We start from the raw sequence: 19,434 nt of genomic DNA, 5'->3' as shown, positions 1-19,434 counted from the left end.
TTATTGAGGAAAATCGGTGGAGGTGGACAGCGAGCGCCAGCGTTCAAGATCGGCGCGAACCTGGTCCAGCTTGGCTTCGACGACACTCAGCGCATCGCTGCCAGCGACGAAGCGCAACGGCGGTGCTGCCAGAGCCGCCAATTGCACAACCGCCAGGCCGAGTCGGTACGGGTCGCCGATTTGCCGGTGATTACGAGCCTCGAAGACCGCCAGCGTGCGGGCGCGAAATTCGGCGTAATCCTCAAGTGCCCGGGTGCCGAGCTTGAGCGTGCGGCTGTCGAGAAAGTCAGTACGAAACGCCCCGGGCTCCAACAGCGTCAGGCGGATGCCGAACTCGGCGACTTCCTCGGCCAGGGCTTCGGAAAACCCTTCAATCGCAAACTTCGACGCCGAATACATCGAGGCCCCACGCACGCCCTTGAAGCCGCCATTGGACGACATCATCACCAGGTGCCCGCTGCGCTGGCGGCGCATCACCGGCAGCACTGCGCGGGTTACGTTGAAGGTGCCGAATACGTTGGTCGCGAACTGACGCTCGATGGCCTCGGGCTCGACTTCCTCGAATGGCCCGAACTGTCCGTAGCCTGCGTTATTGACCAGCACATCGATGCGTCCGAATCGCGCCACTGCTGCGGTCACCACCGTTTGGGCCTGTTGCTCATCGCGGATGTCCAGCGCGGCGGTCATCACCTGGTCGCTGCTGTAGGTCTGGTCCAGACGGGCCAGGTCAAGGTCGGTGGCTACCACCTGGTCGCCGTTAACCAGCGCCGCGCGGGCGATGCCGGCACCCAGGCCGCCGGCGCTGCCGGTAATCATCCAGACTCGGCTCATAGCGGCATCTCGCTGCCGATCCAGTCGAGGATCGAAGCGTGACGCGGCGCCCAACCCAGCTCGGCGCGAGCGCGCTTGGCCTTGACCCGGCTATTGGTGCCGAAGGTGTAATGCACATGCATCGGGTCCCAATGTTGCTCGGCTTCTTCGGCTGGCCATGACTGCACCGCGCCCAGGTTCATGCGCTTGGCCAGTGCGGCGGCCATATCGATAAACGACGCCTCACCGTTTTCCAGAAAGTAAAACGCGCCGGCCGGGGCTTTTTCCACGGCCAGCAGGAACAGTTGCGCGACGTCATCAATGTGCACGTTGGACCAGCGATTGACCCCGGCCCCGACGATACGCATCACCCCGGTTTCCCGGGCACGGGCCATCAGGAACGGCAGTTGGAAGCTGTGATCGGTCAATCCATGGCCCACGCCATAGATGTTGCTCGGGCAGATCACCACGCTGCGAATACCTTGGTCGGCGGCAGCCATCATGCGCAGGTCAATGTCGTAGCGGGCTTGCTTGGGGGCCTCGATGATGAAGGGGGTGTCTTCGTCAAAGATGTGTTCGGACAAGGTATTGCCCAACGCGTCATCTCCGATGATGCTGGAGCCGCTGGTGTGGATCAGCAGTTTGCCCGAGCCACGCAGCGCCTCGATGAACGCGTCGACGGCACCGGCGTGGTCGCTGTTGGCGGCATCAATCACAGCGTCGGCCTGGCGTGCTTCGTCGATCAGTAATTGGCGGTCATCCAGGCTGCCGATCACCGGGGTGATGCCCTGGGCCTGCAAGCGGCCGGCTTTCTGCGGGTCGCGCAGCAGGCCGCGCACGCTGTGCCCTTGGGCGATCAAGTGATGGGCAACGCTGCCGCCGACGAAACCATTGGCACCGGTAAGGAAAATCTTCATGGGAAAAAGCCTGTGGCTGGGGAACGAGCCACCACCATAGGCGTGAACAATTAGCGGAAAAACAGGCCTTAGTTCTGTTTAGAATGGACTCCAGAGTCCTTAATGGGTAAGCGTATGGAAAGCCTGAATGCCATCGGCGTGTTTGTCGCGGCAGCTGAAGCCCGCAGTTTTGTCGGCGCTGGCAGGACGCTGGGCATCTCGGCGTCGGCGGTGAGCAAGAGCATCGCCCGGCTGGAAGCAAAGTTTGGTGTGCGGCTGTTTCATCGCAGCACCCGCAGCATCACCCTCACGGCCCAGGGCACGCAGTTTGTCGAGCGCTGCCGGCGGGTACTGGCGGAGCTGGAAGTGGCGGGTGAAGAGCTGTCGCAAACCCTTGTCGCGCCCCAGGGCCCGCTGCGGGTTGGCCTGCCGATGATTGCGCGGCCGTTCCTGGCGATGTTCGGCGAGTTCCAGGCGCTGTACCCGCAGATCCAGCTGGACCTGGATTTCAACGACCGCCTGGCGGACGTGATTGCCGAAGGTTTCGACGCGGTGATCCGCAGCGGCGTGCCGAAGGATTCCGGGCTGTCGGCGCGTCCGCTGGGCACCTATCGAATGTTGGTCGTTGGCTCCCCGGATTATCTGGCTCGGAACGGAACGCCGCGTTGCCCGGAAGACCTGCACGCACATCGCTGCATCCATTTCCGCTTTCCCGCCTCCGGCAAACTCCAGGCCTGGCAGATGCGCCGCGACGAGCGAGCGCTGGAGCTTGAGCTGCCGCGCTCGATGATCTGCAATTCGGTGGAAGGACGCATGGAGCTGGCGGTGCAAGGCCAGGGCCTGACTTATGCGGCCGACTTCGTGGTGCGCGAGGCACTCGCGGCCGGGCATCTGGTGGAGGTGCTTGGGGATTACACCTGTGAGGGCGGCCAGTTCAACCTGCTGTGGCCGTCGGGGCGGCAGGTGCCGCCCAAGCTGCGGGTGTTTATCGAATTTATTGTCGCCAATATGCCGTTGGTACGTGGGACGTCTTAACCCGGCATGCGGCCATTCAAGTCGCCGTAGGTGAACGACTTCAGCTCATGGGTATCGAGCTTCCCGGTTCGCAGGAAACCTTCGGCCAGGCTGTGCATGGCGCCATACAGGAATTCGGCGATGCTCGAGCCGGCCGTGAGGCGGCGTATGCCCAAGGCTTGCAGCGTCTCGGGCGCGGGCAGGCCGGCCCAGGCCAGCACGTTGACTGGCAAGTTGGTCGCCTGGCAGAGCTGCTGGATTTCGTGCTCCAGGTGGATGCCGGCGGCAAACAGTCCGTCGGCGCCTGCGCCCTGGTACAACGCGGCGCGCTTGAGGAGTTCTTCAAGGCGCTGTGGCTCCGGGGCCAATCCTTTCAAATACACGTCGCTGCGGGCATTGATAAACAGCTTCACGCCACAGTTGTCCGCCACACGACGGGCGACTTCGATCTTGCGGGCCAGCAGTTCAGGCGTGCCGGCACCGTCCTCGATGTTAATCCCGACGGCACCGGCGTCGATCACCGCCTTGATCACCCGGCCCACGTGCTCCGGGTCGTCGGAATAACCGGCCTCGATGTCCACGCTCAGCGGCACGTCAATCACCCGGGCGATGGATTGCACGGTGCTGACCAGCAGCGGCAGCGGCAGCTGATTGCCGTCCTTGTAGCCGTGGGTCCAGGCAACGGCCGCGCTGCTGGTGGCGACGGCCTGGCTGCCCAGTTGCGCCACCAGGCGCGCGCCGCCGGCATCGGCGACGTTGGGCAGGATAAACAGTTGAGCATGGTGCAGGGCGTGGAAGGCGGTAGCGTGGGCGGTCATGGCGGGTCAGTCCTTTGAGTGGGCTTTGTTGTTGAAGGCGCCTGTCATATCAAGAATCGGCCCGGCATCGCAATCGATAACACACCACTGGTCGACATTTCCCACGTTGATGTCGATTGAGCGCCTGATGGATCGACTACAGGCACAACAACCCGTCGAATCAGGAGAGTGATCATGTCTTACGTAGATGGCTGTGTGATCGCAGTGCCCACCGCAAACCGCGAACAATTCATCCAGCACGCCAAGGCCGCCGCCGTGGTGTTCAAGGAACATGGTGCGCTGAATATCATCGAGTGCTGGGGCGATGATGTACCTCAGGGGCAGGTGACCTCGTTTCCCATGGCGGTCAAGCTCAAGGAGGATGAAACCGTGGTGTTTTCCTGGATCGTCTGGCCGTCGCGGCAGGTGCGTGACGCCGGGATGAGCAAGGTGATGGAAGACCCGCGCCTGAAGGCAGACGTCAATCCGATGCCGTTTGATGGGCAACGGATGATCTATGGCGGATTTGAGATGATCCTCAACACCTGAGGCCAGGCGTTCATGGACGGCGGCTGTAGTCCGATCGCCTGTCGCAGGGTAGGACCGACGATAACTCTGGTGCAAGACCAGTGCGAAAACTCTGCAAAACAAGGACTTGACGCGATTTGTCTGACAGAAACGTCGGGTAGACAACCCGGCGAGGTGGGCTAAGTTCAAGGCGCTTCCCATGAGGGGAAGTCTTCAATCAAGGAGTGACTGAAATGAACAAACCCCAGACTCAACTCAGGCATGGTCGCGTCGTGACACCCGCCAGTCGTGGCTCGGTGGCGGTAGAGCGTGGCCTGCTGGAAAACTGGCAAGTCAACGAAATGGAAGGCGGCAAGAACTTCCCGGCCCTCAACGCCGGCCCGTTTCCGGCACCTTACGAAACTGACGATCAGAGCGTCACGCCCCCCGCCGACGGGCACATCCTCAGCGGCGGCAAGACCGATGCCCGCGACTGCGTGAACTTCACCGACGAAGAAATGGGTAAGAAGCTCAACACCCCGTTTAACTGGCCGTTGTTGAATGTTGAAGCCGGCCAGGTATTCAAGGTGCAGTGGGCTTACACCGCCGCGCACGTGACCCGTGGCTATCGCTGGTTGATCACCAAGGACGGTTGGGACCCCAAGCAGCGCATCAGCCGCGCTCAACTGGAGCCCAAACCGTTCTTCGAGGACTTCTATACCCAGGTGCCGTATTACCAGCACTCGGCTGAACTGAAGGCCAAGGTTGAACATCAGGTGACATTGCCCAAGGGCAAGAAGGGCCGGCATGTGCTGGTGTTGATGTGGATCGTGGCCAACACCGGCAATGCGTTCTATCAGGCGTTTGACGTCGATTTCAACTAGCGGCAACTGAACCCGGAGGCAAAACAAAAAAATGTGGCGAGGGAGCTTGCTCCCGCTGGGCTGCGGAGCAGCCCTGAAAATCGGGGGCGCTTCGCACCCCAGCGGGAGCAAGCTCCCTCGCCACAGGTGTTGCGTTCAGCGCTGGGCCAACCAGTAGTCGTGCAACGCACGGGCGGCCGGTTCGATAGCGGCTACCCGTTGCTGATGGGCATTTACATCCAGGTCTGCCGGCAGTTCAAAGTTGTCCTGCTCGGCGCACCAGGAAATCTTTTCCAGTTGCCCGGCCTGTTCGGCAGGCAGCTCTGGCCAGTTGCCGATAGCGGCGCCACGGATATAACCAAAGCACCATTCTTCCGCCAGGGTCAGTGGCTGGTCCTGATGCTCGGTTTCCTCGAAACGTGCCTTGAAACCCTTGGCGTCGGTCGCCAGTTGCGTGGCAATGGCGTTCATATGGCGCACGCACAGTTCAAGGAACTGGCCAGCTTCTTCCGGGCTTTCCCAATCCGGGTTCTGCCCACCAAAGATACCGGGAAACCATTCGGCAACCTCCACCTGCGCGGGGCTTGAAACCAGGGCGGTGAAGTAACCGTCGAGCTCGGCCAGGTTCAGCACCGAGTGGTCGTCGCCGTACTTGAGCAGGGTGTCGTCGATGAACTCGAAATCGGCGGGGGCGAGGGGGTGGTCGTGCATGGGCATATCCTTTGTGCGTGGAACGCCGCTGATGGGGCGGCTTAAAGCGCGGAGGATGGCGCGTGTCGGGGTTTTAATCCAGCTTCTTCAACGCTTTTCCCACAGGACGCACAGCTTGCTCATGCACATCGAACCTGCCACCGCGAGAATGATCGGCACCAGGAAGTCATGGTCGATGCGGGTGAATTCCGCCACCAGCACGATTGCCGTCAACGGCATGCTCATGCTCGATGCCAGGAACGCCGCCGCACCGATGATCGCGAACGCCCCCAGCGGCACGCCGGGCCACAACAGGCTCCAGGCGCCGCCGAGGATGATGGCGAGCAGGGCGCCGTTGGCCAGCGCCGGGGTCAGCAAACCGCCTTCGGCACCGGCGCGCAGGCTGCTCGCAGTGATCAGTACCTTGACCACCAGCAGCACCGCGGCAAGGCCGATGGTCAGCTCATTGTCAAAGCCCAGTTGCGCCGGGCCCTTGCCGTTGCCGAGGATCTGCGGCAGGAAAATCGCCAGGCCCCCGATGATCGTGAAGTTGATCAACGACAGTACCGGCAACCGCCAGCCACGGGCGGCGTTGCTGCGGGCCGCGCCGGTCAGCCGGTTGAATCCGTAGGCGGCCAGGCCAAACACCGGCCCGCAGGCCAGCGCCCAGGCGATCAAACCAGGGCTGAGCACAAAGTGCGGCACCACGTATTGCGCCTCTGCGCCCAAGCCAATCCAGGCCACCGACGCGCCGATGGCCGAGGTGGCCAACGCAATCACTGCCGCCGGCCAACTGAACACACCCACCAACACTTCGAGCACAAACACCGCGCCGCCCAACGGCACGTTGTACACCGCCGCCAGCCCGGCGCCCGCACCGCAGGCGACGATCAGCCGATGCATGTCCGGCGCCAGTCGCGCCCGTTGTGACAACCAGGTGGCGGCCAGCGCGCCGACTTCCCGTGGCGCCACTTCACGGCCCAATGGCGAGCCGAGGGCCACAGTGATGATTTGCAGCACGGCGTGGGCGAGGGTGGTCTTGGGCGGCATGATCGGTGCCTGGGCGGAGACCGCTTGCTTGATGCTCACCAGTGGCCGGCCATAGCGGTAGATCAACCACCAACCCACACCGGCCACCAGGCCACAGGTGATCAGCACCAGCACCCGGCGTTCGGGCGCGGCGGCGGTGACGCCGAGCAAAAAGGTTTCATGGCTGATCAGGCTGTCGAGGCTGTAGCCGTAGGCCAGATGCTGGATGCCGTGCAGCAGCAAGGCGAGGAGCATGCCGCCCAGGCCGGCGCCGATGCCGGTGAAGATGACGACGAGTGCGAGAATCAGCAGCGAACGGGTTTTTGAGGGCATGAAGGGTCCAGGGAGCCGGGTTTCCGAGCCCGATTCTATAGCGCAATGGTGACGCCATAGCCCCGAGATGTAATGCACATGCGCGAACTGGCCTTCCACAACATTGCATTACGTTCAGATTACTTTAACGGCCCGGCCAATTGCCTGAATCGGACCTGTCGGCTTGCCGGTTTTCGACCCGCCGGGATTTTCCAGGGTCAGCTCAAAGAGCTGGTTCGGCGCCAGTGGCGGGAGTTTGTCCAGGGGCACAGACAAGGTCTGCCCAGGCTTGACCAAGCCCAGCGACACCGGGCCTTGCCAGTCTTCGCCCTTGGTCCAGAACTGCAGCGTCTTGTCTGCCGGTACTTCCATGATGCCCAGGGGAATCAGCTGGATTTCCTGGGTATTGCTCGCCTGGATTACCCAGCCCGGGGCCTGGTTTTGCGGGGCTACCAGCACCACCACATACGCGGTCGGGTTGATGGCGGCCGTACGGGTCAACAGCAGTGTCGCCAATACCAGGCTCGCCGCGATGCCGGCGCCGGCCAGTCCGCGCCACAACGCCAGCCTGTTCCACCATGAGACCGGCGAGTCCCGGGTGGCTGAATGCCCCAGGCTGCGCTCGATGCGTCGCCATAAATACACCGAAGGCGTTGCCGGGGCGGCCTGTTCAGTCAGTGGCAGCAGGCGCTGTTCCCAGGCGTCCACTGCCGCACGCAAGTCGGCATCGGTGGCCAGGCGCTGTTCCACCTCGGTGCGTTGCTCGGTGGGCAAGGTGCCCAGCACATATTCGCTGGCCAGTTCGTCGATGCTGTTCATGCCATGCACTCACGCAATGCCGCGAGGCTGCGTTTGATCCACGCTTTCACGGTACCCAGCGGGGTGCCGAGTTTGTGCGCGATTTCGCTGTGGGAATAACCGTCTACATACGCATGCAGGATGCAGTTGCGGCGGGCCGGGTCGAGTTGTTCGAGGCAGCTGTAGATTCGTCCCGAGTGCGCCTGATAGTCGAAGGTGTTGGTGGGCGCTGCGCTTTCATGCTCTTCGCTGAGGGGCACTTCGCGTCCATTGCTGCGCACGGCATTTAGCGCCAGGTGCCGGGTCACGCTGTATACCCAGCCGCGGGCCGAGCCTCTGTGCGGGTCAAAACTGGCCGCGCCGTTCCAGATCTTGATGAAGGCGTCATGCACGATATCTTCGGCCACCGCCTTGTTACGCACGATGCGCAACGCGACCCCCAGCAGCCGGCTGCTTTCCTGTTGATACAGCCGGCGCAAGGCCGGTTGTTCGCCACGGGCGCAGGCCAGCAGGCAGGCTTGATAGTCAAAATCGGCTTCAGGCAAAGACAGGTTTCCAGGTGGAGGCCCCGGCGGTGAGCCCGGGGCGCTTTGGCAGCAGCGTAGACGAATCTGGTCAGTTGGCCGCCCAGAAGATGTAGTCGGCCTGGTACTTGACCACTTCCTGCTTGCCCTTGTTGGCCGCCGTGCATTCCGTGCCTGGCGCAACGCCGCCCTTGAGGGCCACCCGCTGGATATACGCGACGCCACTCATCGCGCCCTTGCCTTCGGCGGGGTTGGCCTTGACCAGTTGATAAGGCAGGTTGCCAGGGCTGGACGGCGCCACGGCCAACTGGGTGCCGGTGACTTTCGAACCATCCTTGGCCTGCCAGGTGGCCGGCGGGCCGAAGTAGCTGCCGACCTGCTGGCCGCTGCGGTCATTGAGCACCGCCTTGGGACCGACGAAAAACCATTCGGTCTGGCCGGCAGCATTGGCCTTGTCCCGGCATTCGTAGGTGATTTCGCCGACTCCGGTGGTTTCCATGGTCACCTTGTGGCCGTCCGGCACCTTGATGCTGTCGGGTAAACCGGTCTGGGCAAAGGCAGTCGGTGCAGCGGCGAACAGGCAGGTCACGCAGAACAGGGCTTTGGCGTTCATCGGTGTCTCTCCATAAGGGCAGCAAGGCGCTGCTACCTGTACTACCCACGGCACGCGCAAACGGATGCAGCGATTAGAAAATAAATCTTCAAGGGCGCACACTGTGGGCCCCCGCACTACCAGAGGAGAGATTGACGATGACCGGTGTTCACAAGTCTGCTCAACAGGGTTTCTCTACTCAGGCCGTCACGTACGCCCAAGGCCGGCCGGACTATCCACGGCAACTCACGGGTTGGCTCACCGACGCCCTGCAGATCAATCCCCACTCCACGGTCATCGACCTGGGCGCCGGCACCGGCAAGTTCACCCGCTTGCTCAGCACCGTGGCGCCGACGTTGATCGCAGTGGAGCCGGTGGAGGCAATGGGGGCGCAGTTGCACAAACTGCTGCCCCAGGTGCGCCTGCTGTCGGGCACCGCTGAAGCCATCCCCCTGGAGGCGGCCACCGCTGATGCCCTGGTGTGTGCCCAGGCGTTCCATTGGTTTTCCACGGAAGCGGCCCTGGCGGAAATTCACCGGGTGCTCAAGCCGGACGGTCGCCTTGGGTTGATCTGGAATGTGCGGGATGAGTCGGTGGACTGGGTCGCGGCCATCACCGAAATCATCACGCCCTACGAGGGCGACACACCGCGCTTTCATACCGGGCGTTGGCGCGAGGCCTTTACCGGCGAGTATTTTTCCGCCCCCGAAATGACCTGCTTCCCCTACAGCCATGTCGGCAGCCCCCAGGAAGTGATCATGGACCGCTTCCTTTCCGTGAGCTTTATCGCCGCATTGCCACCGGCAGAAAAGGCGCAGGTGACTGAGCAGTTGCAGTCGCTGATCAACACGCATCCGGCCTTGCGCGGCCGTGAGACGGTTGCGTTTCCGTACCAGACCCAGGCTTATCGCAGCCAGCGGCTGATCAGAAAGGCATAAAGTCAGATCGTTTTGATATAAGTAGTTATAAGAAAAATCGCTATGCTGCGGCCAGAATTTTATAAGGCCGCAGGTAGTGGTAATGGATGTAGGTAATTTTGGTTTCTCGATTGCTGGCCTGATTGTTGGATTTATCGTGGGAATGACCGGTGTAGGCGGGGGCTCGTTGATGACGCCGATCCTGCTCTGGTTCGGCATCAACCCGGCCACCGCCGTGGGCACCGACCTGTTGTACGCCGCCATCACCAAGTCCGGCGGGGTGCTGGTTCACAGCAAGAATCGCAACATCGACTGGACCATCACCGGCTGGCTGACCCTGGGCAGCGTGCCCGCCGTGTTGCTGACCTTGTGGTTTCTCAAGAGCCTGGACACCGACCCCGCCGCCTTGAACGCGGTGATCAAGCAGTCCCTGGGCGTGGTCTTGCTGCTGACGGCCACGGCGATCCTGTTCAAGAACAAGCTGTTGGCCTTTGCCCAGCGGCATGCCGGCGACGACTACAAGATGGCGCCGCGCAACCTTAATGCGCTGACCATCATCACCGGCGCTGTCCTCGGTACCATGGTGGCCCTGACCTCCATCGGCGCCGGTGCCCTGGGCACGGTGGCGCTGTTTATCCTGTACCCGTTCCTGGCCACCAAGCGCCTGGTGGGTACCGAAATCGCCCACGCCGTGCCGCTGACCCTGGTCGCCGGCCTCGGCCACGCCAGCATGGGCAACATGGACTGGACCCTGCTGGGCTTCCTATTGCTGGGCTCGCTGCCGGGGATTTATGTCGGCAGCCACATGGCCGGCAAGGTCCCGGACGGGATATTGCGTCCTTGCCTGGCGTTCATGCTGGTGATGATCGGCTTCAAGCTGGCGTTTTAACGCGCCGGCCCATTGCCGATCTGCCACACAAACGGCGGCTCGGTGCGGTTGATCACCCAGTCGCCGACAATCCGCGCCTTGTAGATCACCGGGTTGTGGGACGACACGGTGCGGGCGTTGCGCCAGTGCCGGTCGAGGGCTTTGCCCTGGCGCACATCCGAAGCCCCCAGTGCGTTGAACAGTTCAGTGGTGGCGCGCTGGATCAGTTCCGAGACCACCACCTGCGCCGTGGCTGATTCGATTTCGGCGGCCACATTGGCTTCGCGCTCCACGGCATCGTCCCCACCGAACCGCGCCACATAAGCCCGCTGAGCTGGAACTGCGGCTTTCAATGCGCTGGCTTCGGCCGCATACACCAGCGCTGCAACTTCACCCACCACCTGCTGAATCTGCGAGTCCTGGCTCACATGGGCGGCATTGCCATGGCTGTAGATCCGTTTGCGGCTGCGCACCTGATGCGCCACATCCTTGAGGGCCGCGCGGCCGATGCCGGCAAGGGTGGCGAGCAGCACCAACTGATAGAACGCAGTCTGGTATTTGAAGCGCGTGGCAAAGTCGATGACGTTTTCCGCCTCCACCACCGCATCGGTAAAACGCGAGGTGCCGCTGCCGGTGGTGCGTTGGCCAAAGCCGTCCCAGTCATCGCTTTGCACCACGCCGGGCTGGCGGGTGCGGGTGGCGGCAATCACATCGCCGCCGGTGTCGCTGCGTTGGGCGTAGACGTCGATCCAGTCGGAAAACAGGCTGCCGGTGCTGTAGAACTTTTCACCGTTGAGTTTCCATTTGTCGCCGTCGGGGCTGACTTTAGTGACGACATCGCCGATGGCCACGCTGCCGATTTCGGTCCAGGCGCAGCCCACGATGTCACCGTCGACAAAGCGTTTGAACCAGAGGTCTCGCGCCGCGCCGGGGGCGGCATTCAGGCGGTCTTCGGCAAACGCGAAGTGCCCGCGCAGGGCCTGGGGCACGTTGGAGTCGGCTTCGGCCAGTTCGATCAGCAGTTCGAATAGCTGGGGCAGGGAGGCGCCGCCACCGCCGTATTCCACTGGGACGCGCACGGCGCCAAAGCCGGCTTGCTTGAGCCATTGGATCGGCTCGTAGGGCAGGGCGCGGGTTTGTTCGCGCTCTACGGCACCCTCGGCGATGCGCTGGAAAATCGGCCGGAAGCGTTCGGCCAGGGCGTGATAATCGACGCCGGTGGACAGTGGATTGATCACGTGATGTTCGGTCATGGGGACGGTTCCTGGGCAGTGAGATAGGTGAGCTATTGCACGGTCCATGCCGGGCGCGAAGGCACGTATTTACGGGACGGGTGCCGATTCAACTGTTGTTCCTGCAACAGCAAAACGACAAACCGCTGCAATCCACGACAGCTCGGAGCAGGCTGCTTTTCGCCTGTTTCCGCGCTCGAAGGCCGGTAGTGCGGGCCTCTCACGCCCACTGGCACAGTTGCTGCTCCACACCTCGTACATGCCAATCCGCGAGGTACAGTCCAATGAGTCAGCAAGCCGTCAAATTTGCCTACTGGGTGCCCAACGTCAGCGGGGGGCTGGTGGTCAGCAAGATCGAACAGCGCACCCACTGGGGCATCGACTACAACCGCAAGCTGGCGCAGTTGGCTGAAGAAGCCGGCTTTGAATACGCCCTGACACAGATTCGTTTCACCGCCGGTTATGGCGCCGAATACCAGCATGAGTCGGTCGCGTTCAGCCACGCGTTGCTGGCGGCCACCACCAAGCTCAAGGTGATCGCGGCAATCTTGCCCGGCCCCTGGCAACCTGCGCTGGCGGCCAAGCAACTGGCAACCATCGACCAACTCACCAACGGCCGCGTTGCCGTCAATATCGTCAGCGGCTGGTTCAAGGGCGAGTTCCAGGCCATCGGCGAACACTGGCTGGAGCACGACGAGCGTTATCGCCGCTCCGAGGAATTCATCCGCGCCCTGAAAGGCATCTGGACCCAGGACAACTTCACCTTCCGGGGTGATTTCTACCGCTTCGACAACTACAGCCTCAAGCCCAAGCCAGTGGGCGAGCCCCACCCGGAAATCTTCCAGGGTGGCAGTTCGCGGGCCGCGCGGGACATGGCGGCACGGGTGTCGGACTGGTACTTCACCAACGGCAATACCCCGGAAGGCATCAAGGCCCAGGTCGATGACATTCGCGCCAAGGCGGCGGCCAATAACCATTCGGTGAAAGTCGGTGTGAATGCGTTTGTGATCGCTCGCGACACCGAGGAAGAAGCCCGCGCCGTGCTCGCGCAAATCATCGAGCAGGCCGACCCGGAAGCCGTCAACGCGTTTGGCGATGCGGCGAAACAGGCTGGCAAGGCGTCACCGGAAGGTGAGGGCAACTGGGCCAAGTCGACCTTCGAGGATCTGGTGCAATACAACGACGGCTTCAAGACCAACCTGATCGGCACCCCGCAGCAGATTGCCGAGCGCATCGTCGCCTTGAAGGCGGTCGGCGTGGACCTGGTACTGGCCGGCTTCCTGCACTTTCAGGAAGAAGTGGAATACTTCGGCAAGCGTGTATTACCGCTGGTGCGCGAACTGGAAGCCAAGGCCGGGATCAAGCAAGTCGCCTGAACACCACCACCGCTGCCCGCAATTTGTTATTGCCGAACCGGCACATTCGCTCGAACTCCCCATGGCTGACCGGCAGATGCTGGCAGTCCATGGGCTGGCGGTGCTGGCTGTGATCCACGTCCGGGTCGTGCAGGTACACGAAGTCTTCGTCGCAGTCGGTGACGATTACCCAGTGGGGCGACTTGGAGCGGGTCAGGCGGTAGCTGCTGATCAACACCAGCGGCTGGCCGCCTTCGCGCAGCACCTGGGGTAAATCCAGCGGGCCTCCGAGCACTTGCTCAACGTCGCTCAAGGCCAACTCTTCCTCGAAGGCGTCATGCACCAAACGCATGACGTCTTTTTTATGCTGATCACGCACCCCGTCGAGAAACAACGGCCCGCTGACATTGACCTGCATGCGCACGCGAAAGCCCCGGCGCCAGGCGGCCAGCGCCAAACCCTGGGGGCTGCAGCCGCCATGGCCGGCGGTCATGAACACGGTGGTTGCCTCGCGCCAGATCTGCAGTTCTTCCCGGCGCTGGGCCACCCGCGCAGGTTCCAGGGCACCCATGGCCATCAGCAGGCTGGCGGCGCCGCAGGTGAAGTCGGTGGTTTGCTGGTAATAGGGCACGCTCAAGGCGCGCGCGTCCTGGTGCTGGAGGATGCGTTTCTCCAGGCGCAGGGCAGGGGCGTGGTCTTCGTAGTAGTCGTTGACCAGGGCAAAGCGCCGGTAGCCGTTGCGCTCATACAGGGCGATGGCGCCGGGGTTGTCGGTACGCACTTCCAGGCGCAGGTAGGCGCAGTCATGCTCCACCGCACAGGCTTCGATGCGCGTCAGCAGCTGTTTGCCCAGGCCCAGGCCCCGGGAAGACTCGGCGATGGCGATGGAGTACAGGCGCGCCAGGGAGGTGCCCCGGTGGAACAACACCAGGGCGTAGCCCAGCAATTCGCCGTGTTTTTCTGCCACCAGCAGTTGCCCGTGGGCGCGACTGACCATCCACTGGAAGCTGCGGGTGGAGAGCCGGTCCGTGGTGAAACAGTGCTGTTCCAATGCCACCAATGCAGGCACGTCATCGGGTGTTGCAACGCGAAAGGAAAGAGCCATGTGACCGCCGTAAAAGTTGCGTAACGAAACGGGACTTCTCTAAAAGATCGTGCTTAATAGAAAAGGTCTAGTTCTCTAAAGCGGATCAATCAATATGTCAGCGGTACAAGGTCATTGGCGTGAAGTATCCGAGCAAACAGTGGCGGCGACAATAACTTCCAACGGTTATTTTTCCAGCCCTCCCAAGAGTGCAAGTCAAGTCGTGATCATTGTCGAGCGCAAGGAAGACTGGGCCTCGTACTTCCCCAGCGAAGACATCGTCACCGCCCAGGAATACCTTGAGCAAACCCGGGAAAACGAGACGGGCAAGCGCGTGCAGGTGATCAACCTGTGCCGCAGCTACAAGTACCTGGGGCACGGCTATTACTGCTCGCTGCTGGCCGAGGCGCGGGGGCACAAGGTGATTCCGTCGGTGCGCACCATCAGCGAACTGACGAAAAAGTCCCTGTACGGCCTGGCCCTGGATGACCTGGATAAAACCCTCGATAAAGCCTTGAGTCATCATCTCTACAGCAACACTGAAGGCTTTACCCTGACACTTTACTTTGGTCGGACCAATATTGAACCCTTGCAGGATCTGGCCCGCCAATTGTTTGAAGCGTTTCCCTGCCCGATCCTGTTAGTTGAGTTTCGCAAGAATAACGGCTGGCACATCGAAGGCATCAAGTCTGGCGTATTGCACAAGTTGCGTGATGACCAGGAAGACCAATTCGCGAATGCCCTGGACAACTTCAGCCGCAAGATCTGGCGTCAACCGCGCTCCCGCCGTCTGGCCCGCTATGACCTGGCGATCCTGCACGACCCGCAGGAACAACTGCCGCCGTCCAACGCCCGCGCCCTGGAAAATTTCGTCCGGGTCGGCAAGGGGCTCGGCATCGACGTGGAACTGATCGAACGCAAGGACTACGCCCGCCTGGCCGAATACGACGCCCTGCTGATCCGCGAGACCACCAGCGTCGACAACCACACCTACCGCTTCGCGAAAAAGGCCGAAAGCGAAGGGCTGGTGGTGATGGACGACCCGGCCTCGATCCTGCGCTGTACCAACAAGGTCTACCTCACGGACCTGCTGAAAAGCCATCAACTGGGCATGCCCGCCACCGAAATTCTCTACAAGGAGCGACCCGAAGATTTCGAAAGGGTGGGTGAGCGCCTCGGCTTCCCGCTGGTGCTGAAGATCCCCGACGGGTGTTTCTCCCGCGGCGTGATCAAGGTCGAAAGCCAGCAAGCGCTGCTGACCGCCACCGCCGAACTGTTCGAGCATTCCGTGTTGCTGCTGGCCCAGGAATTTTTCTACACCGAGTACGACTGGCGCATCGGCGTCCTCAACCGCAAACCGATCTTTGCCTGCCAGTACTTCATGTCCAAGGGGCATTGGCAGATCTACAACCACAAGGCCATCGGCCAGGACATCAACGGCGAGTGCCGCACCCTGGCGGTTCACGAAGCCCCCAAGGCGGTGGTGGAACTGGCGGTAAAAACCGCCAACCTGATCGGCGACGGCCTGTACGGCGTCGACCTCAAGCAGTCCGGCGACAAGGTGGTGGTAATCGAGGTCAACGACAACCCCAACATGGACGCCGGCATCGAAGATGCCTACCTGCAAGACGACTTGTATTCCCTGGTACTGGAAGAGTTCGTGCGACGCCTGGAGTTGAAGCGTCAAGGCCAGGTGTGGTGACGCGCGATGATCCAGCGCTTTGAATTAACCGATGGCAAGTTGTACAACAGCCTGGGGGACGGCGGGGATGTCTTGCTGTTCAGCAATCCTGACCCCCACGAGCGCAAGTACCTGCGCGACTGCTACAAGCTCGATGAACACGCCCTGGCTTCGGCGCTGGACCCGGACGAAGTGTCGCGCATCGAGTTCCACCCCGATAACCTGTTCCTGATCTGGAAGCGCCCGGAGAACTATTCGGGCGGCGGCAACCTGGTGTTTGAAGTATCGTCCTGCGGCCTGCTGTTTTCCGGGGAACAACTCCTGGTGATCGCCACCGACGACAGCCAGCTCTCCGGGCTGGGTGCGCGCCGGCCATTGCGCACGCCGCTGGATGTGTTGCTGGACTTGCTGCTCAACAACATCCATCACTACCTGGGCCACCTCAAGGTGATCAAGATGGTCGCCCGGGAACTGCAGCAGCAGTTCAATGCATCGATGAGCAATCGCCACCTGATGCAGATGTTCAACCTCAGCGAAAGCCTGATCTATTACATCAACGCCCTGCACAGCAACGGCGCGGTGCTGACGCGCCTGCGCAACCATGGGGAAAAGGAACATTTCAGCGCTGAAACACTGGGCCTGATCGATGACCTGATTATCGAGAACAACCAGTGCTACAAGCAGGCGGAGATTTACTCCAACGTGTTCTCCGGGCTGATCGACGCCCGGGGCAACCTGATGAACAACAGCATGAACAACCTGCTGCGCAAGCTGACGCTGATCAACGTGGTGTTCCTGCCGTTGAACCTGATCGCCAGCGTGGGCGGGATGTCGGAATTCAGCATGATGACGGCGGGCACGCCGTGGTGGATTTCGTACCCGTTGTTCATGGCCGCGATGGGACTCGGGGCGGGGTTGATGGTGCTGGGGTTGAAGCGGATTGCGGGGAGTGGCGACAAGGCAGTATGACTAAAATCCTGAATATCACTGAGGTCTAAATGTGGGAGCGGGCTTGCTCGCGAAAGCGGTGGATCAGTCACTGTAGATGGCGACTGTCACACCGCTTTCGCGAGCAAGCCCGCTCCCACAGGGGATGTGCGCCATTCAGACGTCCGGCTGCAACGTCAGCACCTCAAACCCATCCCGCGTCACCGCCACCGTATGTTCCCACTGCGCCGACAAGCTGTTGTCCCGCGTCACCACCGTCCAGCCATCCTTCAAGCTGCGCACCTTGGCGCTGCCCTGGTTGAGCATCGGCTCAATGGTAAACACCATGCCTTCACGCAGTTCGAGCCCGGTACCGGGGCGGCCGAAGTGCAGGACCTGCGGGTCCTCGTGCATCTCGCGGCCAATGCCATGCCCGCAATATTCACGCACCACGCTGTAGCCGTTGCTCTGGGCATGGTTCTGGATGGCGTAGCCGATATCCCCCAGGCGTGCGCCGGGCTTGACCTGGCGGATGCCGGCCCACATCGCTTCAAAGGTCATTTCCACCAGGCGCCGGGCCTTGGGCGAGACATTGCCGATCATGTACATCTTGCTGGAGTCGGCGATATAGCCGCCTTTCTCCAGGGTGATGTCGATGTTGACGATGTCGCCGTCCTTGAGCACGGCCTTGGCGCTGGGCATGCCATGGCACACCACCTCGTTGATCGAGGTATTGATGCAGAAGGGGTAGTCGTACTGGCCCAGGCTCGCCGGCCGCGATTGCAGGTTATTGCGGATGAAGGCTTCCACCGCGCTGTCGATCTCCAGGGTCGACTGGCCGGCGGCGACAAAACCGTCGAGCATGGTAAACACCTGGGCCAACAGGCGGCCGGATTCGCGCATCACGGCAAGTTGTTCGGTGGTCTTGATCATTCGCTGCGCCCCCGGATCAGGTCGGGTTTGTCCAGCAACAGCTTGTTGATCAGGTCGTTATAGGCCAGGTGCGGATTGAGCTCGGCGAGCAGGCCGATCTTGATCCAGAACTCGGCCTGGGCGTTGATGGAACGGTCCATGGTGGCGCTGGCCAGACGGAGTTGTTCGTGCAATTGGTCGGTGATCTTGACGATGCCCATAAGCTTCACTGTGCAGGGTTGATATACAAAGCGTATACGTTTCGTATGCTTCGCGTAAAGCCTGGCGTTTCGCCATTGACTTGCCGGATGGCGCCGGTTAATTTTGATTCATGACATTTCAAACCTTTCGTTGCCAGCCAAGCATTATTACCGCCATTCCTCATTTGGCGGGATAGCACACGGCTGCACCCAAACCCGCCCTAGAGGCGGGTTTTGTTTTTCCGTCTCCAGGGCCCTGCAAACACCCAGGAGACATCCATGAGTACCCGCCCCGCGAGCCAGCCCCAGGATTCGGGATTGCTTGAGCACTATGTGAAGAAGATCCTGGCCGCTCCGGTCTACAACCTGGCGGTGCGTACGCCGTTGCAGGTGGCGCCGGCGCTGTCGGCATTGCTGGACAATCAGATCCTGCTCAAGCGCGAAGACCTGCAACCGACCTTTTCCTTCAAGATTCGTGGCGCCTACAACAAACTGATGCAGCTCAGTGCCGAGCAAAAGGCGCGGGGCGTGATCACTGCTTCTGCGGGTAATCATGCCCAGGGCGTGGCATTGGCTGCGCGGGAGTTGGGGATCAAGGCGACGATTGTCATGCCGTGCACCACCCCGGAGTTGAAAGTGTTGGGCGTGCGCTCCCGAGGCGGCGAGGCGGTGTTGCACGGGGCGAGCTTTCCATTTGCCCTGGCCCACGCGTTGCAACTGGCCGAGGCCACAGGCAGTACCTTTGTCTCGCCATTCGACGACCCGGACGTGATTGCCGGGCAGGGCACCGTGGGCATGGAAGTGCTGCGCCAACAGCAGGGCCCGCTGGACGCGATCTTTGTCCCCGTGGGCGGCGGCGGATTGATCGCCGGTATCGCGGCCTACGTCAAATACCTGCGCCCCGAAGTGCGCATCGTCGGCGTCGAGCCCGAAGGCTCCAGTTGCCTGCTGGCAGCCTTGCGCGCAGGGAGCCGGGTGGTGCTGCCGAGCGTCGACAGCTTTGCCGACGGGACTGCCGTGGCCCAGATAGGCGCCCATGGTTTTGAAATCTGCCGACACCACGTGGATGAGGTGATCACCGTCAGCAATGACGAACTGTGCAGCGCCATCAAGCTGATCTACGACGATACGCGATCAATTACCGAACCTTCGGGGGCGCTGGCGGTGGCGGGTATCCGCAAGCATGTCGCGAAGACCGGGATCCAGGGACAAACATGGGTGGCGATCAACTCGGGGGCCAATATTAACTTTGATAGTTTGCGACATGTTGCCGAACGAGTGGCGGCTCAAGCAGGTTAAACGTTTAATCTAATGAAAATTTAATGTTAGTCGCAGCCACCCGTTTGGAGGGTGTTTATTTCCGCTGGAAATAGTTTGGGGAAGGCGCTTGTTTTTACAGTCTTTCAATTTGCATGACGCCAACCGG

21 protein-coding genes are annotated in these 19,434 nt (G+C 61.6%); 9 read left to right on the top strand and 12 right to left on the bottom strand.

The genetic code is table 11. The annotated features are described in order from the left end of the window. Both HX839_RS29295 and HX839_RS29290 read right to left on the bottom strand, forming a co-directional pair. Entirely contained in the window at positions 1–831 is an 831-nt protein-coding gene (locus HX839_RS29295; RefSeq protein ID WP_032898621.1) for an SDR family NAD(P)-dependent oxidoreductase, read from the bottom strand. After that, positions 828–1,727 (bottom strand): NAD-dependent epimerase/dehydratase family protein, encoded by a 900-nt coding sequence (locus HX839_RS29290; protein WP_008430823.1) that lies wholly within the window; start codon positions 1,725–1,727, stop codon positions 828–830. The genes HX839_RS29295 and HX839_RS29290 overlap by 4 nt, the downstream gene beginning before the upstream one ends. Positions 1,728–1,841: 114 nt before the next feature. On the opposite strand from HX839_RS29290, the gene HX839_RS29285 reads away from it, so the two are divergent. Further along, entirely contained in the window at positions 1,842–2,741 is a 900-nt protein-coding gene (locus tag HX839_RS29285; RefSeq protein WP_003215249.1) for a LysR family transcriptional regulator, read from the top strand. Here the strand turns inward: HX839_RS29285 and HX839_RS29280 are convergent. Further along, positions 2,738–3,538 (bottom strand): isocitrate lyase/phosphoenolpyruvate mutase family protein, encoded by an 801-nt coding sequence (locus HX839_RS29280; protein ID WP_177068086.1) that lies wholly within the window; start codon positions 3,536–3,538, stop codon positions 2,738–2,740. The two genes, HX839_RS29285 and HX839_RS29280, sit on opposite strands and share 4 nt — an antisense overlap. A 174-nt stretch (positions 3,539–3,712) precedes the next feature. Here HX839_RS29280 and HX839_RS29275 point away from each other — a divergent pair, with 174 nt between their 5' ends. Then, on the top strand, positions 3,713–4,066 hold the full coding sequence (locus tag HX839_RS29275; protein WP_177019822.1) for a DUF1428 domain-containing protein: 354 nt from the start codon (positions 3,713–3,715) through the stop codon (positions 4,064–4,066). Positions 4,067–4,278: 212 nt separating this feature from the next. Further along, entirely contained in the window at positions 4,279–4,908 is a 630-nt protein-coding gene (locus tag HX839_RS29270; protein ID WP_102369181.1) for a lytic polysaccharide monooxygenase auxiliary activity family 9 protein, read from the top strand. Positions 4,909–5,043: 135 nt separating this feature from the next. Here HX839_RS29270 and HX839_RS29265 read toward each other — a convergent pair whose 3' ends face one another. From HX839_RS29265 to HX839_RS29245, 5 genes are all read right to left on the bottom strand, one after another. Further along, positions 5,044–5,598: a UPF0149 family protein gene (locus HX839_RS29265; RefSeq protein ID WP_177068085.1), complete on the bottom strand. Its 555-nt coding sequence runs from the start codon at positions 5,596–5,598 to the stop codon at positions 5,044–5,046. 87 nt (positions 5,599–5,685) lie between these two features. Beyond that, positions 5,686–6,939, bottom strand: a complete 1,254-nt coding sequence (locus HX839_RS29260; RefSeq protein ID WP_087692701.1) for a chloride channel protein — start codon at positions 6,937–6,939, stop codon at positions 5,686–5,688. Positions 6,940–7,053: 114 nt separating this feature from the next. Continuing rightward, complete coding sequence (locus HX839_RS29255; protein WP_003215263.1) at positions 7,054–7,737, bottom strand: anti-sigma factor domain-containing protein; 684 nt, start codon at positions 7,735–7,737, stop codon at positions 7,054–7,056. After that, positions 7,734–8,261 (bottom strand): sigma-70 family RNA polymerase sigma factor, encoded by a 528-nt coding sequence (locus HX839_RS29250; protein WP_177068084.1) that lies wholly within the window; start codon positions 8,259–8,261, stop codon positions 7,734–7,736. The genes HX839_RS29255 and HX839_RS29250 overlap by 4 nt, the downstream gene beginning before the upstream one ends. A gap of 70 nt (positions 8,262–8,331) precedes the next feature. Beyond that, on the bottom strand, positions 8,332–8,853 hold the full coding sequence (locus HX839_RS29245) for a DUF3455 domain-containing protein (protein ID WP_003215266.1): 522 nt from the start codon (positions 8,851–8,853) through the stop codon (positions 8,332–8,334). 137 nt (positions 8,854–8,990) lie between these two features. On the opposite strand from HX839_RS29245, the gene HX839_RS29240 reads away from it, so the two are divergent. Further along, positions 8,991–9,770: a class I SAM-dependent methyltransferase gene (locus HX839_RS29240; protein ID WP_003215268.1), complete on the top strand. Its 780-nt coding sequence runs from the start codon at positions 8,991–8,993 to the stop codon at positions 9,768–9,770. 82 nt (positions 9,771–9,852) lie between these two features. Continuing rightward, complete coding sequence (locus HX839_RS29235) at positions 9,853–10,638, top strand: sulfite exporter TauE/SafE family protein (RefSeq protein ID WP_008430805.1); 786 nt, start codon at positions 9,853–9,855, stop codon at positions 10,636–10,638. Here the strand turns inward: HX839_RS29235 and HX839_RS29230 are convergent. Further along, positions 10,635–11,870, bottom strand: coding sequence for an acyl-CoA dehydrogenase family protein (locus HX839_RS29230; protein WP_177009426.1), 1,236 nt, complete (start codon positions 11,868–11,870; stop codon positions 10,635–10,637). The genes HX839_RS29235 and HX839_RS29230 overlap by 4 nt on opposite strands. Before the next feature lie 263 nt (positions 11,871–12,133). Here HX839_RS29230 and sfnG point away from each other — a divergent pair, with 263 nt between their 5' ends. Next, the gene (gene sfnG, locus HX839_RS29225; RefSeq protein WP_177068083.1) at positions 12,134–13,225 is read left to right on the top strand and encodes a dimethylsulfone monooxygenase SfnG; all 1,092 of its coding nucleotides are present in this window, start codon (positions 12,134–12,136) and stop codon (positions 13,223–13,225) included. Here sfnG and HX839_RS29220 read toward each other — a convergent pair. Further along, entirely contained in the window at positions 13,209–14,309 is a 1,101-nt protein-coding gene (locus tag HX839_RS29220) for a GNAT family N-acetyltransferase/peptidase C39 family protein (RefSeq protein ID WP_003215276.1), read from the bottom strand. The two genes, sfnG and HX839_RS29220, sit on opposite strands and share 17 nt — an antisense overlap. 94 nt (positions 14,310–14,403) lie before the next feature. On the opposite strand from HX839_RS29220, the gene HX839_RS29215 reads away from it, so the two are divergent. Both HX839_RS29215 and HX839_RS29210 read left to right on the top strand, forming a co-directional pair. After that, positions 14,404–15,990 (top strand): RimK family protein, encoded by a 1,587-nt coding sequence (locus tag HX839_RS29215; RefSeq protein ID WP_003215278.1) that lies wholly within the window; start codon positions 14,404–14,406, stop codon positions 15,988–15,990. A gap of 6 nt (positions 15,991–15,996) precedes the next feature. Continuing rightward, positions 15,997–16,938, top strand: coding sequence for a magnesium transporter CorA family protein (locus HX839_RS29210; RefSeq protein ID WP_177035602.1), 942 nt, complete (start codon positions 15,997–15,999; stop codon positions 16,936–16,938). 135 nt (positions 16,939–17,073) lie between these two features. Here the strand turns inward: HX839_RS29210 and map are convergent, their stop codons facing one another. Together map and HX839_RS29200 are read right to left on the bottom strand one after the other, a co-directional pair. Next, positions 17,074–17,829, bottom strand: a complete 756-nt coding sequence (map, locus tag HX839_RS29205) for a type I methionyl aminopeptidase (protein WP_177019825.1) — start codon at positions 17,827–17,829, stop codon at positions 17,074–17,076. Further along, on the bottom strand, positions 17,826–18,029 hold the full coding sequence (locus HX839_RS29200) for a ParD-like family protein (RefSeq protein ID WP_003215288.1): 204 nt from the start codon (positions 18,027–18,029) through the stop codon (positions 17,826–17,828). Before HX839_RS29200 ends, map begins: the two co-directional genes overlap by 4 nt. 258 nt (positions 18,030–18,287) lie before the next feature. On the opposite strand from HX839_RS29200, the gene ilvA reads away from it, so the two are divergent. Beyond that, positions 18,288–19,307: a threonine ammonia-lyase, biosynthetic gene (ilvA, locus tag HX839_RS29195; protein ID WP_177068082.1), complete on the top strand. Its 1,020-nt coding sequence runs from the start codon at positions 18,288–18,290 to the stop codon at positions 19,305–19,307. Positions 19,308–19,434 lie beyond the last annotated feature (127 nt).

The sequence above is a fragment of the Pseudomonas sp. I8001 genome, assembly GCF_013385345.1.
Classification (GTDB): domain Bacteria; phylum Pseudomonadota; class Gammaproteobacteria; order Pseudomonadales; family Pseudomonadaceae; genus Aquipseudomonas.
This window is presented reverse-complemented; position numbering and strand designations above follow the sequence as displayed.

Excerpts from the sequence above, each read along its gene's own strand:
- HX839_RS29295 (WP_032898621.1), bottom strand. The coding sequence starts at position 831 with ATGAGCCGAGTCTGGATGATTACCGGCAGCGCCGGCGGCCTGGGTGCC.
- map (WP_177019825.1), bottom strand. The coding sequence starts at position 17,829 with ATGATCAAGACCACCGAACAACTTGCCGTGATGCGCGAATCCGGCCGC.
- HX839_RS29230 (WP_177009426.1), bottom strand. The coding sequence starts at position 11,870 with ATGACCGAACATCACGTGATCAATCCACTGTCCACCGGCGTCGATTAT.
- HX839_RS29290 (WP_008430823.1), bottom strand. The coding sequence starts at position 1,727 with ATGAAGATTTTCCTTACCGGTGCCAATGGTTTCGTCGGCGGCAGCGTT.
- HX839_RS29275 (WP_177019822.1), top strand. The coding sequence starts at position 3,713 with ATGTCTTACGTAGATGGCTGTGTGATCGCAGTGCCCACCGCAAACCGC.
- ilvA (WP_177068082.1), top strand. The coding sequence starts at position 18,288 with ATGAGTACCCGCCCCGCGAGCCAGCCCCAGGATTCGGGATTGCTTGAG.
- HX839_RS29210 (WP_177035602.1), top strand. The coding sequence starts at position 15,997 with ATGATCCAGCGCTTTGAATTAACCGATGGCAAGTTGTACAACAGCCTG.
- HX839_RS29280 (WP_177068086.1), bottom strand. The coding sequence starts at position 3,538 with ATGACCGCCCACGCTACCGCCTTCCACGCCCTGCACCATGCTCAACTG.
- sfnG (WP_177068083.1), top strand. The coding sequence starts at position 12,134 with ATGAGTCAGCAAGCCGTCAAATTTGCCTACTGGGTGCCCAACGTCAGC.
- HX839_RS29200 (WP_003215288.1), bottom strand. The coding sequence starts at position 18,029 with ATGGGCATCGTCAAGATCACCGACCAATTGCACGAACAACTCCGTCTG.
- HX839_RS29220 (WP_003215276.1), bottom strand. The coding sequence starts at position 14,309 with ATGGCTCTTTCCTTTCGCGTTGCAACACCCGATGACGTGCCTGCATTG.
- HX839_RS29285 (WP_003215249.1), top strand. The coding sequence starts at position 1,842 with ATGGAAAGCCTGAATGCCATCGGCGTGTTTGTCGCGGCAGCTGAAGCC.
- HX839_RS29235 (WP_008430805.1), top strand. The coding sequence starts at position 9,853 with ATGGATGTAGGTAATTTTGGTTTCTCGATTGCTGGCCTGATTGTTGGA.
- HX839_RS29265 (WP_177068085.1), bottom strand. The coding sequence starts at position 5,598 with ATGCACGACCACCCCCTCGCCCCCGCCGATTTCGAGTTCATCGACGAC.
- HX839_RS29255 (WP_003215263.1), bottom strand. The coding sequence starts at position 7,737 with ATGAACAGCATCGACGAACTGGCCAGCGAATATGTGCTGGGCACCTTG.
- HX839_RS29245 (WP_003215266.1), bottom strand. The coding sequence starts at position 8,853 with ATGAACGCCAAAGCCCTGTTCTGCGTGACCTGCCTGTTCGCCGCTGCA.
- HX839_RS29215 (WP_003215278.1), top strand. The coding sequence starts at position 14,404 with ATGTCAGCGGTACAAGGTCATTGGCGTGAAGTATCCGAGCAAACAGTG.
- HX839_RS29240 (WP_003215268.1), top strand. The coding sequence starts at position 8,991 with ATGACCGGTGTTCACAAGTCTGCTCAACAGGGTTTCTCTACTCAGGCC.
- HX839_RS29270 (WP_102369181.1), top strand. The coding sequence starts at position 4,279 with ATGAACAAACCCCAGACTCAACTCAGGCATGGTCGCGTCGTGACACCC.
- HX839_RS29260 (WP_087692701.1), bottom strand. The coding sequence starts at position 6,939 with ATGCCCTCAAAAACCCGTTCGCTGCTGATTCTCGCACTCGTCGTCATC.